Source organism: Pectobacterium araliae, from assembly GCF_037076465.1.
Taxonomy (GTDB): Bacteria; Pseudomonadota; Gammaproteobacteria; order Enterobacterales; family Enterobacteriaceae; genus Pectobacterium; species Pectobacterium araliae.
This window is the reverse complement of the sequence record NZ_AP028908.1, coordinates 2,703,913-2,718,426: the sequence shown is the minus strand read 5'-3', so window position 1 is coordinate 2,718,426 and position 14,514 is coordinate 2,703,913. Positions and strand designations below refer to the sequence as shown.

Genomic DNA, 14,514 nt, shown 5'->3' with positions numbered 1-14,514 from the left:
TGTGATATGACGCAATTTGCAATGGTGTTTCCCGGTCAGGGATCGCAGACGGTAGGGATGTTGGCTGAACTTGCAGCAGAATACCCGATCGTCACCGAAACGTTTGCTCAGGCTTCTGAAGCGTTAGGTTATGACTTGTGGCAGCTTACCCAGCAAGGGCCGGCTGAAGAGTTGAATAAAACCTGGCAGACTCAGCCTGCGCTACTGACCGCTTCTGTTGCTATCTGGCGTGTCTGGCAGCAGCAGGGAGGAAAAACGCCTGCTCTGATGTCTGGTCATAGCCTCGGTGAATATTCTGCACTGGTTTGTGCTGGCGTTCTGGATTTCCAACAGGCCGTCCGTTTGGTTGAACTGCGTGGCAAATTGATGCAGGAAGCCGTGCCAGAAGGCACGGGTGCGATGTATGCCATTATTGGGCTTGATAACGAAGCCATTGCCAACGCGTGTGAAGAATCCGCTCAGGGGCAAGTGGTGTCTCCGGTAAACTTCAATTCACCGGGTCAGGTTGTGATTGCGGGCAATAAAGATGCCGTTGAGCGTGCTGGTGCCGCGTGTAAAGCGGCGGGTGCTAAACGTGCGCTGCCGTTGCCTGTCAGTGTACCGTCACACTGTGCGTTGATGGAACCTGCCGCGAAGAAGCTCGCTGTTGCGCTTGAGTCCGTGACGTTTAATTCTCCGGTCATCTCTGTTGTCAATAATGTTGATGCACGCATCGAAACCACGCCGGAAGCCATTCGCGATGCGCTGGTGCGCCAGCTTCATTGCCCGGTGCGCTGGACTGATTGTGTTGAATTTATGGCTTCTCAGGGCATTGAGTCGCTGCTAGAAGTCGGGCCGGGTAAAGTATTGACTGGCTTAACCAAACGAATCGTCGATACCCTGACAGCAGCTGCGGTGAACGATCCTGCTTCTCTATCAGCGGCGATTGAGAAATAAGAACGGAGAAGACAATGAGTTTTGAGGGGAAAATTGCACTGGTTACTGGTGCAAGCCGTGGTATTGGGCGTGCCATCGCCGAGACGTTGGTTGCCCGCGGGGCAAAAGTCATTGGTACCGCAACCAGCGAAAAAGGTGCTGAAGCCATTAGCGGCTGGCTGGGTGAGAACGGTAAAGGTTATATGCTGAATGTTGCCGATGCAGCATCAGTAGAAAGCGTATTGGCAGAAATTCGCGCAGAATTTGGAGAAGTTGATATTCTTATCAATAACGCGGGTATCACCCGTGATAACCTGCTGATGCGTATGAAAGATGATGAATGGCACGATATCCTGGATACCAATCTCACGTCGGTATTCCGCATGTCTAAAGCAGTGATGCGTGCCATGATGAAGAAACGTTTTGGCCGGATCATTACCATCGGTTCCGTTGTGGGAACGATGGGCAATGCAGGACAAGCTAACTACGCGGCAGCGAAGGCGGGACTGATTGGGTTCAGTAAATCCCTCGCGCGTGAAGTGGCTTCTCGTGGTATTACGGTCAACGTGGTCGCACCTGGTTTTATCGAAACAGATATGACTCAGGCATTGACAGAAGAACAGCGAGCAGGCATTTTGACGTCGGTTCCAGCTAACCGACTCGGTGATGCTAAAGAAATCGCCAGTGCTGTTGTATTTTTAGCCTCTGATGAGGCTGCTTACATTACTGGCGAAACATTGCATGTCAACGGCGGCATGTATATGATCTAAAAAGCTCGAAAACTATTTGCATTATTTGCGGTGATAACCGCAAAATAGCACAAAATCGTGGTTCGACCAGCCGAGATTTTGTTGCATCTTTTCAAACATTTTATACACTACGAAAACCATCGCGAAAGCGAGTTTTGATAGGAAATTTAAGAGTATGAGCACTATCGAAGAACGCGTTAAGAAAATCATCGTTGAACAGCTTGGTGTTAAGCAGGAAGAAGTCGTAAACAATGCTTCTTTCGTTGATGACCTCGGCGCTGATTCTCTTGACACTGTTGAGCTGGTAATGGCTCTGGAAGAAGAATTTGATACTGAGATTCCAGACGAAGAAGCTGAAAAAATCACGACTGTTCAGGCAGCCATTGATTTTATTCAGGCTAACCAGCAGTAAGCGAACATATCTAGGCGGTCATTCGACCGCCTAAGTTTTTTTGTCCCGCAGTGTCTTTTTTTCCCTCCCTGGAGGATAAGCGTGTCTAAGCGTCGAGTAGTTGTGACCGGACTGGGCATGTTATCTCCTGTCGGCAATACAGTTGAGTCTACCTGGAGTGCTCTTCTTGCCGGTCAGAGTGGTATCAGCCTGATCGACCATTTCGATACTAGTGCCTATGCAACGCGTTTTGCTGGCTTAGTAAAGGATTTTAATTCTGAGGAATTCATTTCGCGTAAAGAAGCACGCAAAATGGATGCCTTTATTCAATACGGTGTTGCTGCTGGCGTTCAGGCCATGCGGGACTCTGGTTTGGAAGTAACGGAAGAAAACGCCCCGCGTATCGGTGCGGCGATTGGTTCCGGCATCGGCGGTCTGGGTCTTATTGAAGAGAACCACACTTCGCTGGTGAACGGTGGCCCGCGTAAAATCAGCCCGTTCTTTGTGCCGTCCACCATCGTTAATATGGTGGCAGGGCACCTGACTATCCTATTCGGACTACGTGGCCCAAGTATCTCTATCGCTACGGCCTGTACGTCTGGCGTGCATAATATTGGTCAGGCAGCACGTATTATTGCCTACAATGATGCGGATGTGATGTTGGCTGGTGGTGCAGAAAAAGCCAGTACGCCATTAGGCGTTGGTGGATTCGGTGCTGCTCGTGCGTTGTCTACGCGCAATGACGATCCTCAGGCGGCAAGCCGTCCATGGGATAAAGATCGTGATGGCTTTGTGCTGGGCGACGGCGCAGGCCTCATGGTGCTGGAAGAGTATGAACACGCGAAAAAGCGCGGTGCGAAAATCTATGCAGAAATTGTTGGATTTGGCATGAGCAGCGATGCGTATCATATGACATCCCCACCGGAGAACGGTTCGGGTGCAGCACTAGCGATGGAAAACGCACTACGTGATGCAGGTATATCAACGAGCCAGATCGGTTATATCAACGCGCATGGAACTTCTACGCCGGCGGGTGATAAAGCTGAAACACAGGCGGTGAAATCCGTATTTGGTGCGGACGCCAGTCGTGTACTGGTCAGTTCGACAAAATCGATGACGGGTCACTTGCTCGGTGCAGCAGGTGCAGTAGAGTCAATCTTCAGTATTCTTGCTCTGCGCGATCAAGCGGTTCCGCCAACGCTCAATCTGGATAACCCAGATGAAGGCTGCGATCTGGATTTTGTGCCGCATGAGGCGCGTCAGGTCAGCAATCTGGAATACGTACTCTGCAACTCTTTCGGCTTCGGTGGAACCAACGGTTCGCTGATCTTCCGTAAAGTTTGATTGCGATTACGTCTTAAAAAAACCCGGTTTCCGGGTTTTTTTTTGCCTGTATAAAATCAGACGCACCTGCTTGTCTGCAATGCCGCTTTACTGGCAAGCTGACGGTGATGAATGATGCGGAGCTTATTATGTTGTGGATTAACGGCCAGTTACAGGAACAGCTTTCAGTGCTCGATCGGGCTACACAGTATGGTGACGGTTGTTTTACGACAGCCAGAGTCCGTGCTGGCGAGATTGTTTGGCTCGATCGACATATCGTACGGCTGCAACAGGCCACGGCGCGCTTGTTATTCCCGCCTGTTGACTGGGAAAGCCTGATCGCGGAAATGAAGCAGGCCGCACTGAGCCGTGCAAATGGCGTAGTGAAAGTGGTGCTAACGCGCGGTGCTGGAGGACGTGGTTATAGCCCTCAGGGTTGTATGCGACCAACTCGAATCGTCATACAGGCAGGCTATCCCGCACATTATGCCGACTGGCGTGAACAGGGAATTAGCCTGAACTTAAGCCCTGTGGCACTAGCTAAAAATCCGCTGTTGGCGGGTATAAAACATCTGAATCGGCTCGAACAGGTGTTGATTCGTGCGTATCTTGACCAGACCTCAGCTGATGAGACCCTCGTGCTTGACACCTCCGGTGCGCTAGTGGAATGCTGTGCCGCTAATTTATTCTGGCGTAAAGGGCATAGCGTTTATACGCCTAATTTATCCCAGTCAGGCGTAGATGGCGTTGCCCGGCAGCATATCATCGCCTTGCTGGCGGGCTCTGACTTCGAGTTACAGATCGTTAGTGAACCGATTGGCGTATTGGCCGATGCGGATGAAGTGTTGATTTGTAATGCACTAATGCCGCTAGTCCCCGTGAATCAGGCGCATGTCTGGCGTTACCACTCCCGAGAGCTTTATCAATTCCTGAGTTCTGACTGCTAGTAGATGGTTGATTTATGAAGAAAAAGAAAATTGGTTTGTTAATTATCGCTGCTGTTGTGCTGATGTTGCTGGTTGCGTGGCAGAAAATGCAGCGTTTTGCTGGTTCTCCATTGGCTATCGAAAAGGAAACTATTTTCACACTTCCGGCCGGTACGGGAAGGGAAGGGTTGGAAACGCTGCTCCTCGATCAGAAAATTATTACTGATGGCGCGTTTTTTCCGTGGTTACTGCGCATCGAGCCTGAATTGGCGAAATTCAAAGCGGGTACGTATCGTTTTACGGCGGGAATGAGCGTGCGCGAGATGCTGGCGTTACTGTCCAGCGGAAAGGAAGCACAATTTACCATCCGTTTTGTTGAAGGTTCACGTCTGAAAGAGTGGCTAGGCACGCTGCAACAGGCACCTTACATCAGGCATTCGCTGGTCGATAAAACCGAACAGGACGTCGCGGCTCAGTTAGACATCAAAGATAAGACAAACCCGGAAGGCTGGCTTTACCCTGATACCTATTCATACACGGCGGGTACGAGCGATATCGCCCTGTTGCAGCGTGCGCATCAGCGCATGAAAAAAACGGTGGATGAGGTATGGAAAGGACGCGAAGAAGGCTTACCGTACAAGACACCCGACGAATTGCTGACGATGGCGTCAATCATTGAAAAAGAAACGGCGATCAATGAAGAACGTACGCAGGTTTCCTCTGTTTTTATCAATCGTTTACGCCTTGGCATGCGATTGCAGACCGATCCTACGGTCATTTATGGCATGGGCGACGACTATAAAGGTGTGATAACCCGTAAAGCATTAGATACGCCGACGCCTTACAATACTTATGTCATTTCCGGCTTGCCGCCTACGCCAATTGCGATGCCGGGGAAAGCGTCATTGGATGCCGCTGCGCATCCAGCCAAAACATCGTATCTGTATTTTGTGGCCGATGGAAAAGGCGGACACAGTTTTACCACTAACCTTGCAGACCATAATCGTGCTGTGAGGGTATACCGCTCAGCGTTAAAGGAACGGGATGAACAGTAAATTTATCGTCATTGAAGGCCTGGAAGGCGCGGGAAAAACCACCGCGCGCAATATCGTCGTAGAAACGCTGCGTTCACATGGTGTGAAAGAGGTGGTGTTCACGCGAGAGCCCGGTGGCACACCGCTGGCAGAGAAGCTGCGGGAGCTCATTAAGCAAGGAATGGCCGATGAGAAGGTTACCGATAAAGCGGAAGTCCTGATGTTATACGCGGCCAGAGTGCAACTGGTGGATAACGTCATCAAACCCGCGTTGGCTAACGGGCAATGGGTCATCGGCGATCGTCACGATCTCTCGTCACAGGCTTATCAGGGTGGTGGTCGGGGGATCGATCAGCAACTGCTGCGCTCACTGCGTGATACCGTGCTCGGTGATTTTCGTCCCGACCTAACGCTTTATCTTGATTTGCCACCAGCCATTGGCTTGCAGCGCGCGCGTCAGCGCGGCGAACTGGATAGAATCGAGCAAGAGTCGTTGGCTTTCTTTGACCGCACCCGTTCCCGCTATCAGGAACTGGCAGCGGAGGATGGCAGCATCCTGACGATCGATGCCTCACAATCCATTGATGCTGTCAGTGCGGATATTCAGGCTACGTTACAGCAATGGTTGCAGCAACAAGGGTTGCAGCCCGTCGCGCAGGGGCTGGGCTAATGGAGTGGTATCCGTGGCTGAATGCCTCTTATCGGCAGCTTATCGGTCAATATCAGGCAGGTAGAGGCCACCATGCGGTGTTGCTGCATGCGCTGCCGGGCATGGGTGATGAATCGCTGACTTATGCGCTGAGTCGTTGGCTGATCTGTCAGCGACCTGACGGCATGAAAAGTTGCGGCCAGTGCCACTCTTGTAACCTGATGACAGCGGGAACGCACCCGGACTGGCATGTGCTGAGCCCGGAGAAGGGCAAGCACAGTCTGGGGGTCGATCCGGTGCGTGACGTCGTGGAAAAAGTGTATCAACACTCCCGACAAGGCGGAGCAAAAGTGATCTGGCTGGCTTCCGCTGAGCAACTGACCGAAGCCGCAGCGAACGCATTGCTGAAAACGCTGGAAGAACCGCCGCAAAATACCTTCTTTTTATTTGGCTGCCGGGAACCCGCGCGGTTGTTAGCAACCTTACGCAGCCGTTGCTTGTACCACTATCTGGATGTCCCTAATGAGACGCAGAGCGTGCTGTGGCTGAATGCGCGCCATCGCCATGATAGCAAGGCATTACGCACGGCATTGAGATTGCAATCGGGTGCGCCGCTCGCTGCCGAAGCATTATTGCAGCCAGAGCGCTGGAAACAGCGTAGCGGGCTATGCCAGACATTTTCTGCTGCACTGACTTCACGGGATCTGCTTTCATTGATACCGCAACTGAATCATGACGACGCGGATACACGTATTCACTGGCTGGCCGCATTACTGCTGGATGCCATGAAATGGCAGCAGGGTGCTAGCGAACATCTTGTGAATCAGGATCAGATTGAGCTGATTGAGCGTTTGGCGCGCGAACCTTCCACACATTTGCAGTATGAACTGCAACAGTGGCTGGCGTGTCGACAAAAATTGCTGACTATTACGGGTGTTAATCGTGAGTTATTGCTGACGGAACGCTTGCTTGATGGCGAACGCACGCTGGCTTCGTCGGTTAAGCGTGACAGCCATCCCTTTTCTATTTAATGACTATCGAGTAAATATCATGTTGTTAGTCGATTCCCACTGTCATCTTGACGGTCTGGATTATCAGTCATTGCATAAAGATGTTTCCGACGTGCTGGAGAAAGCGAAACGCCGTGATGTCGGTTTCCTTCTGGCGGTGGCGACAACGCTGCCCGGCTATCGTGAGATGGTCGAATTAATCGGCGAGCGCGATAATGTAGCCTTTTCCTGTGGCGTTCATCCGCTGAATCAGGATGCTCCTTATGATTATGCCGAACTACGTGAGTTAGCCTGCGCCAGTCGTGTGGTGGCGATGGGCGAAACGGGGCTCGACTACTTCTATCAACAGGAGACGAAAGTCCAGCAGCAGGCATCGTTTCGCGAACATATTCGTATTGGCAATGACCTGAACAAGCCAGTCATCGTGCATACGCGTGCTGCCCGTGAAGATACGCTGGCAATTCTGCGCGACGAACACGCAGAAAAATGTAGCGGCGTTCTGCACTGCTTTACGGAAGATTTGGTCACGGCAAAAGCCTTGCTGGATATGGGATTCTACATCTCATTTTCTGGGATCGTGACGTTTCGTAATGCGGAGGAATTGCGTGGTGTCGCGCGCTACGTGCCGCTGGATCGGATGCTGATTGAGACGGATTCTCCCTGGCTAGCGCCAGTCCCATTCCGAGGCCAGGAAAACCAGCCCGCGTATGTGCGTGATGTGGCGGAATACCTTGCCGTAGTGAAAGGCACATCGCTGGAAACTCTCGCTGCTGCCACCACAGAGAATTTCTCCCGCCTGTTTCACATCGATCCGACCCGGTTGACCGCTGCGCAATAGTGGCTGAGAATAGCCGAGTTTTTTTTATCCGTGTAATTAATAGCGCTTCATAATCCCCTTGATCAGGTTTTTCCTCTTCAAGGGGACGTGCTTTTTAGCGATATATCACAAAAAGGTGCAATATCTGTTCGTTCTCAGCCTATTGGCTTGTGGAAACGTGATAGCAATCAAACATTGTGAATGCTATTTATTTTACTCTGCGTAAAAATTAAAGGGGGCTAAGACACCCCAACTCGCAAAGGCCTTCCTCCCCGCCTTTGCTTATAGATGAAGTATCAGAAGTAACAGCACTATTACTCAGGAGCACACTCAATTATGTTCAAGAATGCATTCGCAAACCTGCAAAAAGTAGGTAAGTCGCTAATGCTGCCCGTATCCGTACTCCCTATCGCAGGTATCCTGCTGGGTGTCGGTTCGGCCAATTTTAGCTGGTTGCCTACAATTGTCTCCAGCGTCATGGCACAGGCCGGTGATTCGGTATTTGCCAACATGCCGCTGATTTTTGCTATTGGTGTTGCCCTGGGCTTCACCAATAACGACGGTGTTTCCGCACTGGCGGCGGTGGTGGCTTATGGCATCATGGTGAAAACCATGGCTGCGATCGCGCCGCTGGTTCTTAATCTACCGGCTGCTGAGATCGCTGCGAAGCACCTGGCGGATACTGGTGTTCTAGGCGGGATCATTGCCGGTGCGATTGCCGCGTATATGTTTAATCGCTTCTACCGCATTCAACTGCCTGAGTATCTGGGCTTCTTTGCTGGTAAGCGTTTTGTGCCGATTATTTCGGGTCTGACGGCGATCGCTACTGGTGCGGTGCTGTCTTTCATCTGGCCACCGGTTGGTAGCGCGATCCAAACGTTTTCACATTGGGCTGCGAATGAGAACCCGATGTTAGCATTCGGCATCTATGGGGTTGTTGAACGTTCTCTGGTGCCGTTTGGTTTGCACCACATCTGGAACGTCCCTTTCCAAATGCAAGTGGGTGAGTTCACCAATGCTGCTGGTCAGGTTTTCCACGGCGATATCCCGCGTTACATTGCAGGTGACCCGACTGCGGGTAAATTGTCCGGTGGTTTCCTGTTTAAAATGTACGGTCTGCCAGCTGCGGCCATTGCTATCTGGCATTCCGCTAAACCAGAAAACCGCGCGAAAGTGGGCGGTATCATGATCTCTGCGGCACTGACCTCGTTCCTGACGGGTATCACTGAGCCAATTGAGTTCTCTTTCATGTTTGTTGCGCCGATCCTGTATGTGATCCATGCGATTCTGGCGGGTCTGGCGTTCCCAATCTGTATCCTGTTGGGTATGCGTGATGGTACTAGCTTCTCACACGGTCTGATCGACTTCGTGGTACTGAGTGGCAACGGTAGCAACCTGTGGCTGTTCCCGATTGTAGGTCTGTGCTATGCGTTGATTTACTACACCATCTTCCGCGTTCTGATTGCTAAACTGAACCTGAAAACGCCAGGTCGTGAAGAAAGCTCATCTGAGCAAACGTCTCAGGACAGCACTGAAATGGCTGCGGCTCTGGTTAGCGCGTTTGGTGGTAAAGAAAACATCACTAATCTGGATGCATGCATCACCCGTCTGCGCGTTAGCGTAGGCGACGTGGCTAAAGTTGATCAGGCTGGCCTGAAAAAACTGGGCGCAGCCGGTGTAGTTGTGGCAGGTTCCGGCGTTCAGGCCATTTTCGGTACAAAATCTGATAACCTGAAAACTGATATGGACGACTACATCCGTAACCACTGATGGGTTGTTGGGGAGTTGCAAAAAGGGGCGAAAGCCCCTTTTTTATGGTCAGTAGATAGCGCGACTTGCTCCGATATGGCGTCAGCACCACCTCATTCCTCTCCCTGAGATTGCTGCGCATACACCACCAAACGCAGATGGCGATCTTCATCGATGATCAGCGATGTATGCTCGAAGGCTTCAGCGTTGCCGTCGATCATCAGTTGCCGCATCCCACTGCACGGAGCATGCACCTCATGCTGACGCCACCACGTTTTGAAGTCTGGCGATACCTGTTCCAGTTCGTCCACCAGCTCATGAATATCGGTCTCCTGCGTTGCGCGTGCGAAATCGCGACGAAAACTCGACAGCATTTGCGGGGCTTGTTCCTCCCAGCCGACAAATCGCTCATGCAGTAACGGATCGGTAAACAACAGCCAGAGCAGGTTGCGTCTCTCGGAAGGATGGGCGTCGAAGCCGAAAAGCTGGTTTGCTGGTGCATTAAAAGCCAAAACGTCCCAGCGCAGGTTGAGGATATAGGCAGGATGCGGAGTCAGATCGTGCATCAGACGCCGTACTAGCGGTGGCACCACGCACCACGTCTTACCCGGTTCGGCAGGTGGTCGCTCATGCGCCAGCAGGAACAGGTGGCGACGTTCAGCGGCATCGAGTTTGAACACCCGTACCAGACTGTCCAGAAATGCGGCCGAGACACCGATATCACGTCCCTGTTCGAGCCAGGTGTACCACGTCAGACCCACGCCAGCCAACGCAGCCACTTCCTCACGTCGTAATCCCGGCGTGCGCCGTCTTACTCCACTGGGCAAGCCTACGTCGGCGGGGGACATCTGTTCACGGCGCACGCGCAAAAAGGCGGCCAGATCATGGCGAGTTCTTTCCAATGTTCGCATCGTTTTACCGCATTGCTTTTAGTAATAGCATAAGTAGTTAAATTGTAATTGTTTAAAAAGGATTTGAGAATGACGGCGTCATCACTTTCGATACGCAAACTCTCGATATGCAAGGATACATAAGATGAACTCAAATTATCGCGCGTCGGCACTGCCTACGCCGGCTGTCAATAGTCCGCCGTGGCTCGGCCTCTCTGTGCTGTTGATGGCCGGTTTTGTTACGATCTTCGATCTGTTCGTGGTCAATGTCGCTATTCCTAGCATGCAAGCGGATCTGGGTGCTAGCTTCGCACAGATCGGCTTTATCGTGGCGGGTTACGAACTGGCCTTCGGCGTATTGCTGATTACGGGGGGGCGACTGGGGGATGTATTTGGCCGACGTCGCCTGTTTGTGGTGGGCATGGCCGGATTTACGCTTGCCTCTGCGCTGTGTGGCTTAGCACCCAGCGCGGGGTTTCTGATTGGTGCGCGTATCTTACAGGGACTTGCGGCCGCTTTACTGTTTCCACAGGTTTATGCCTCTATCCGCGTCAATTTCGACGGTGACGATAGCCGCCGTGCCTTCGGTTTGCTGGGCATGACGCTGGGGCTTGCCGCTATCGCGGGTCAGGTACTGGGGGGATGGCTGGTGCATGCCAATCTGTTCGGGCTGGGCTGGCGGAGTATTTTTCTTATCAATGTTCCCATTGGCCTGCTGGCTATCGCATCTGCGCGATTTATTCCTGAGTCCCGCACACCGCAGCGCCCTTCGCTAGATTGGGCGGGTGTGGCGTTAGTCAGCGTTGGGCTGACGCTGCTATTGGTGCCGCTGATCGAAGGCCCGGGGCAAGGCTGGCCCGCATGGAGCCTGTGGATGTTGGCCACAGCCACTATCTTGTTGACGGTTTTTCATCGCCAGCAGGAACGGCGACAGCTGATGGGGCATCTTCCACTGGTGGATATGCGCCTGCTCGCACAGCGCCGCTTCCTACTGGGCGCGTTGCTGGTGTTGTTGGTGTATTCCACATCCAGCTCATTTTTCCTGTGTTTTGCTCTACTGGTGCAAACCGGGCTGGGGCTTGATCCTTTCCTCGCGGGCAGTATTTTCGCGCCATGCAGTATGGGCTTCGTTCTGGCATCGCTGGCTGCACCACGTCTGGTTGCCCGCTGGGGCACGCCTGCCATCGTCGCAGGGGCGTTGGTTTATGCTGTCTCGATCGGCCTGTTGATTATGCAGGTGCAGATTGCGGGGGCGGATCTGGTGGCTTTATGGTTGATCCCTGTGCTGGTGGTGGTCGGGGCGGGTCAAGGCTTCATCATGACACCGCTGTTGAATTTGGTACTGGGCTTTGTTGATGAGGTTCAAGCCGGTATGGCATCAGGCGTGATCTCGACGGTTCAGCAGGTTGGGGCGGCACTGGGTGTGGCCGTGGTGGGTATCCTGTTTGGTGCTGCGCTGGCTACAGGCGATGGTGCGGTGGCACAAGCGAGCCAATACGTTGCAGCCTTTGTGGCGGGAATGCTCTACAACCTGATCGCGGCTCTGCTGGTCTGCATCCTGTTGCTGATGCTGGTAAGAACGCAAAGGTCATTCAGTTGATCGGACGGCGCACACACAAATTTTCGATGGACGGTGCGAAATCTTTGCCGCAGCGGCGATAGCGTCACTGTTTTCGGGAGAAGGTAGGCGTATTTCTGGTTTTCCCTGAGAGTCGTATTTTGACCACCCGCGCCAGAAATAGATAAAGAAGGTTGAAAGAAATGGAATATGTCACTCATACTGCCTACATGACGTCGTTCAACGCCTGCTTTAACAAGGAAATCAATCATGGCTGAAGAAACCATTTTTAGTAAAATCATTCGCCGGGAAATTCCTGCCGATATCGTGTATCAGGATGAACTGGTCACCGCCTTCCGTGATATCGCGCCCCGCACGCCAACGCATATTCTGATTATCCCGAATGTATTAATCCCTACCGTTAACGATACGGCCCCAGAGCATGAAGCTGCGCTTGGGCGGATGATAACGGTCGCGGGTAAAATTGCACAACAGGAAGGTATTGCAGAAGATGGCTATCGCCTGATCATTAACTGCAACCGGCACGGCGGACAAGAGGTTTATCACATCCATATGCATTTGGTTGGCGGTCGTGCATTAGGGCCTTTGCTGGCGGATTAAGTGAGACAATCAGGTGAGAAAACCATCATGCGAGTAAACCATGCGTAACCCGATGCTTTTTCTGTCTGCGTGTTTGATGATGGGAATACTGGCGGGCTGTAGTGCGTCAAAGGTGCTGACCATCAATGAGCGACAAACGCTGGTACTAGATGCACCTGTGCTATCGGCCGGGATTACCGCGGGGAACCCGTCGCTGGGTTCAGAAAATGGCCGACTGCGCGCGTCTTCCGTCGTCAGCAACGACGCTTCGCATGCGGTGACCGTGCATTACCGCTTCTATTGGTATGATGAGAATGGGCTGGACGTGCTGCCTTTTGAAGAGGTGCAGTCTATTGACATCTCGCCACAGACGGAAATGACGGTATTTTCAACGCGTAGTAGTCCCAATGCGCGTCAGGTTCGTCTTCATCTGTTTTTGTAATGGTGTGCTGAGAGAGAAAATATGAAAAAGTATCTAGGGGTGATACTGGCGGCATTGGTACTGACTGGCTGCCCCAGCCGTCCGCCGGAGCCCACCGAACCACCTGCGACTATTGAGCCGGTTGAGCCTCAAGTGCCGACTACGCCAACGCCGCCGCCGGGGGAATCTGTACCGCAACCGCCTAAAATCCAGACGTTGAACTGGGAAGCCAGTATTAATCCGCTGGTGGCGCAGATGCTGAAAGCCGATGACGTCACGCCAGGTAGCATCCTGCTGGTGGATAGCGTGAAAAATAACACCAATGGCTCACTGTCGATAGCGAAAGCGACAGGGGCGTTGTACAGCGCGCTATCCTCCGGCAAGGCATTTACGCTGGTGCCGCGTGAGCAGCTAGCCGCTGCGAAACAAACGCTGGGTCTGTCGGTTGACGACAGCTTAGGGTCGCGCAGCAAGGCAATTGGTCTGGCGCGTTATGTCAGTGCGCAGTATGTGCTGTACAGCGACGTCAGCGGCGACGTGAAATCGCCACAGCTCGACATGCAACTGATGCTGGTGCAGACCGGTGAAATTGTGTGGTCAGGCAATGGCACCGTTCAGCATTAAGCAGGCAGGCATTCAGCAACGGCTGACTGCGGCGATCCAGAAACATTTCCCCGCCGTGGAGATGGATGATATTCGCTTTGAGCTGGTTGATGGCTTGAGTAGTAAAAGCTGGCGTATCCGTGGCCCTGGCATCGAATGGCTTGCGCGTCGACAGTCGCCAACCGAGCGGAAAATGGGCGTCGATCGCCAGCGCGAATTTGCTCTTCTGCGGCAGATGTCGACGATAGGTCTCGCGCCACGGCCGCTGTTGTGGCGTGATGGCTGGCTCATTGTCGAGTGGGTGCCGGGGCGCATTGCCACCTCTGATGAGTTTTTAATGATGCTGGTGAATGGCGAAGTGGCGCGAATATTGTCTCAACTTCATCGTCTGCCGTGTAGCGGCCATCCTCTCGATCTCAAAACGTTATTTGCTCAACATTGGCAGTTGATGGACCCACGGCGTCGTTCGCCTGCGTTGTTGCGCGCCCACCATTATTTTCAGCGTGCTGCATCACCCACGCCGTTGGCCCTGGCTCCCCTCCATCTGGATGTGCATGCGGAGAATCTGCTGATTACACAGCAAGGCACGATGCTCATTGACTGGGAATATGCCTCAGATGGCGATATCGCCTTTGAACTGGCGTTCATTGTACGAGCCAGCCGGATGGAAAGCGCGGCGCAAACGCATTTTCTACAGCGCTACCAGCAACATCGGCGAGGATTTTCCGTGAGCCGCCTTCAGCAACAGATGAGGCGGTGGTTCCCCTGGGTCGATTATCTGGTATTGATGTGGTTTGAAATTCGCTGGCAGCAAACAAAGAACCCCGCGTTTTTAGCGGATATTCCCGCGCTATATCATCGACTACAGTTAGGCTGACG

Annotated in this window: 16 protein-coding genes; 15 read left to right on the top strand and 1 reads right to left on the bottom strand. The window is 52.7% G+C overall.

Features of this window, described 5'->3' with window-relative positions; all coding sequences use genetic code 11:
- Positions 1-6 precede the first annotated feature (6 nt).
- From fabD to ptsG, 10 genes are all read left to right on the top strand, one after another.
- Positions 7-936: an ACP S-malonyltransferase gene (fabD, locus tag AACH44_RS12265; protein WP_261848449.1), complete on the top strand. Its 930-nt coding sequence runs from the start codon at positions 7-9 to the stop codon at positions 934-936.
- 14 nt (positions 937-950) lie between these two features.
- The gene (gene fabG, locus AACH44_RS12260; protein ID WP_010297224.1) at positions 951-1,685 is read left to right on the top strand and encodes a 3-oxoacyl-ACP reductase FabG; all 735 of its coding nucleotides are present in this window, start codon (positions 951-953) and stop codon (positions 1,683-1,685) included.
- Between the two features lie 154 nt (positions 1,686-1,839).
- A complete protein-coding gene (acpP, locus tag AACH44_RS12255; RefSeq protein WP_005970506.1) occupies positions 1,840-2,076 on the top strand; it encodes an acyl carrier protein in 237 nt (78 codons plus the stop codon).
- Positions 2,077-2,157: 81 nt separating this feature from the next.
- Positions 2,158-3,399: a beta-ketoacyl-ACP synthase II gene (fabF, locus tag AACH44_RS12250; RefSeq protein ID WP_261848448.1), complete on the top strand. Its 1,242-nt coding sequence runs from the start codon at positions 2,158-2,160 to the stop codon at positions 3,397-3,399.
- A 128-nt stretch (positions 3,400-3,527) separates the two neighbouring features.
- Positions 3,528-4,325 carry an aminodeoxychorismate lyase gene (gene pabC, locus AACH44_RS12245; protein WP_261848447.1) on the top strand — a complete coding sequence of 266 codons (798 nt, stop codon included), beginning with the start codon at positions 3,528-3,530 and terminating at the stop codon, positions 4,323-4,325.
- Between the two features lie 14 nt (positions 4,326-4,339).
- The gene (gene mltG, locus AACH44_RS12240) at positions 4,340-5,359 is read left to right on the top strand and encodes an endolytic transglycosylase MltG (RefSeq protein WP_261848446.1); all 1,020 of its coding nucleotides are present in this window, start codon (positions 4,340-4,342) and stop codon (positions 5,357-5,359) included.
- Entirely contained in the window at positions 5,349-6,008 is a 660-nt protein-coding gene (gene tmk, locus AACH44_RS12235) for a dTMP kinase (RefSeq protein ID WP_261848445.1), read from the top strand. The genes mltG and tmk overlap by 11 nt, the downstream gene beginning before the upstream one ends.
- Positions 6,008-7,018 (top strand): DNA polymerase III subunit delta', encoded by a 1,011-nt coding sequence (holB, locus tag AACH44_RS12230; RefSeq protein ID WP_261848444.1) that lies wholly within the window; start codon positions 6,008-6,010, stop codon positions 7,016-7,018. Before tmk ends, holB begins: the two co-directional genes overlap by 1 nt.
- Positions 7,019-7,037: 19 nt before the next feature.
- The gene (locus AACH44_RS12225; protein WP_261848443.1) at positions 7,038-7,835 is read left to right on the top strand and encodes a metal-dependent hydrolase; all 798 of its coding nucleotides are present in this window, start codon (positions 7,038-7,040) and stop codon (positions 7,833-7,835) included.
- A gap of 315 nt (positions 7,836-8,150) precedes the next feature.
- The gene (ptsG, locus tag AACH44_RS12220; protein WP_261848442.1) at positions 8,151-9,584 is read left to right on the top strand and encodes a PTS glucose transporter subunit IIBC; all 1,434 of its coding nucleotides are present in this window, start codon (positions 8,151-8,153) and stop codon (positions 9,582-9,584) included.
- A 92-nt stretch (positions 9,585-9,676) separates the two neighbouring features.
- Here ptsG and AACH44_RS12215 read toward each other — a convergent pair whose 3' ends face one another.
- Positions 9,677-10,474, bottom strand: coding sequence for a helix-turn-helix transcriptional regulator (locus AACH44_RS12215; RefSeq protein ID WP_261848441.1), 798 nt, complete (start codon positions 10,472-10,474; stop codon positions 9,677-9,679).
- A 124-nt stretch (positions 10,475-10,598) separates the two neighbouring features.
- Here AACH44_RS12215 and AACH44_RS12210 point away from each other — a divergent pair, with 124 nt between their 5' ends.
- The 5 genes from AACH44_RS12210 (at position 10,599) to thiK (ending at position 14,512) form a co-directional block, all read left to right on the top strand.
- A complete protein-coding gene (locus AACH44_RS12210) occupies positions 10,599-12,053 on the top strand; it encodes an MFS transporter (RefSeq protein ID WP_261848440.1) in 1,455 nt (484 codons plus the stop codon).
- A gap of 228 nt (positions 12,054-12,281) precedes the next feature.
- The gene (gene hinT / locus AACH44_RS12205; RefSeq protein WP_005970489.1) at positions 12,282-12,632 is read left to right on the top strand and encodes a purine nucleoside phosphoramidase; all 351 of its coding nucleotides are present in this window, start codon (positions 12,282-12,284) and stop codon (positions 12,630-12,632) included.
- Positions 12,633-12,672: 40 nt separating this feature from the next.
- A complete protein-coding gene (locus tag AACH44_RS12200; RefSeq protein WP_261848439.1) occupies positions 12,673-13,053 on the top strand; it encodes a YcfL family protein in 381 nt (126 codons plus the stop codon).
- A gap of 21 nt (positions 13,054-13,074) precedes the next feature.
- A complete protein-coding gene (gene lpoB, locus AACH44_RS12195) occupies positions 13,075-13,656 on the top strand; it encodes a penicillin-binding protein activator LpoB (protein WP_261848438.1) in 582 nt (193 codons plus the stop codon).
- Positions 13,637-14,512, top strand: a complete 876-nt coding sequence (thiK, locus tag AACH44_RS12190) for a thiamine kinase (protein WP_261848468.1) — start codon at positions 13,637-13,639, stop codon at positions 14,510-14,512. Before lpoB ends, thiK begins: the two co-directional genes overlap by 20 nt.
- Positions 14,513-14,514 lie beyond the last annotated feature (2 nt).

Excerpts from the sequence above, each read along its gene's own strand:
- fabD (WP_261848449.1), top strand. The coding sequence starts at position 7 with ATGACGCAATTTGCAATGGTGTTTCCCGGTCAGGGATCGCAGACGGTA.
- tmk (WP_261848445.1), top strand. The coding sequence starts at position 5,349 with ATGAACAGTAAATTTATCGTCATTGAAGGCCTGGAAGGCGCGGGAAAA.
- fabG (WP_010297224.1), top strand. The coding sequence starts at position 951 with ATGAGTTTTGAGGGGAAAATTGCACTGGTTACTGGTGCAAGCCGTGGT.
- ptsG (WP_261848442.1), top strand. The coding sequence starts at position 8,151 with ATGTTCAAGAATGCATTCGCAAACCTGCAAAAAGTAGGTAAGTCGCTA.
- AACH44_RS12200 (WP_261848439.1), top strand. The coding sequence starts at position 12,673 with ATGCGTAACCCGATGCTTTTTCTGTCTGCGTGTTTGATGATGGGAATA.
- AACH44_RS12215 (WP_261848441.1), bottom strand. The coding sequence starts at position 10,474 with ATGCGAACATTGGAAAGAACTCGCCATGATCTGGCCGCCTTTTTGCGC.
- hinT (WP_005970489.1), top strand. The coding sequence starts at position 12,282 with ATGGCTGAAGAAACCATTTTTAGTAAAATCATTCGCCGGGAAATTCCT.
- acpP (WP_005970506.1), top strand. The coding sequence starts at position 1,840 with ATGAGCACTATCGAAGAACGCGTTAAGAAAATCATCGTTGAACAGCTT.
- lpoB (WP_261848438.1), top strand. The coding sequence starts at position 13,075 with ATGAAAAAGTATCTAGGGGTGATACTGGCGGCATTGGTACTGACTGGC.
- AACH44_RS12225 (WP_261848443.1), top strand. The coding sequence starts at position 7,038 with ATGTTGTTAGTCGATTCCCACTGTCATCTTGACGGTCTGGATTATCAG.
- pabC (WP_261848447.1), top strand. The coding sequence starts at position 3,528 with ATGTTGTGGATTAACGGCCAGTTACAGGAACAGCTTTCAGTGCTCGAT.
- holB (WP_261848444.1), top strand. The coding sequence starts at position 6,008 with ATGGAGTGGTATCCGTGGCTGAATGCCTCTTATCGGCAGCTTATCGGT.
- thiK (WP_261848468.1), top strand. The coding sequence starts at position 13,637 with ATGGCACCGTTCAGCATTAAGCAGGCAGGCATTCAGCAACGGCTGACT.
- mltG (WP_261848446.1), top strand. The coding sequence starts at position 4,340 with ATGAAGAAAAAGAAAATTGGTTTGTTAATTATCGCTGCTGTTGTGCTG.
- AACH44_RS12210 (WP_261848440.1), top strand. The coding sequence starts at position 10,599 with ATGAACTCAAATTATCGCGCGTCGGCACTGCCTACGCCGGCTGTCAAT.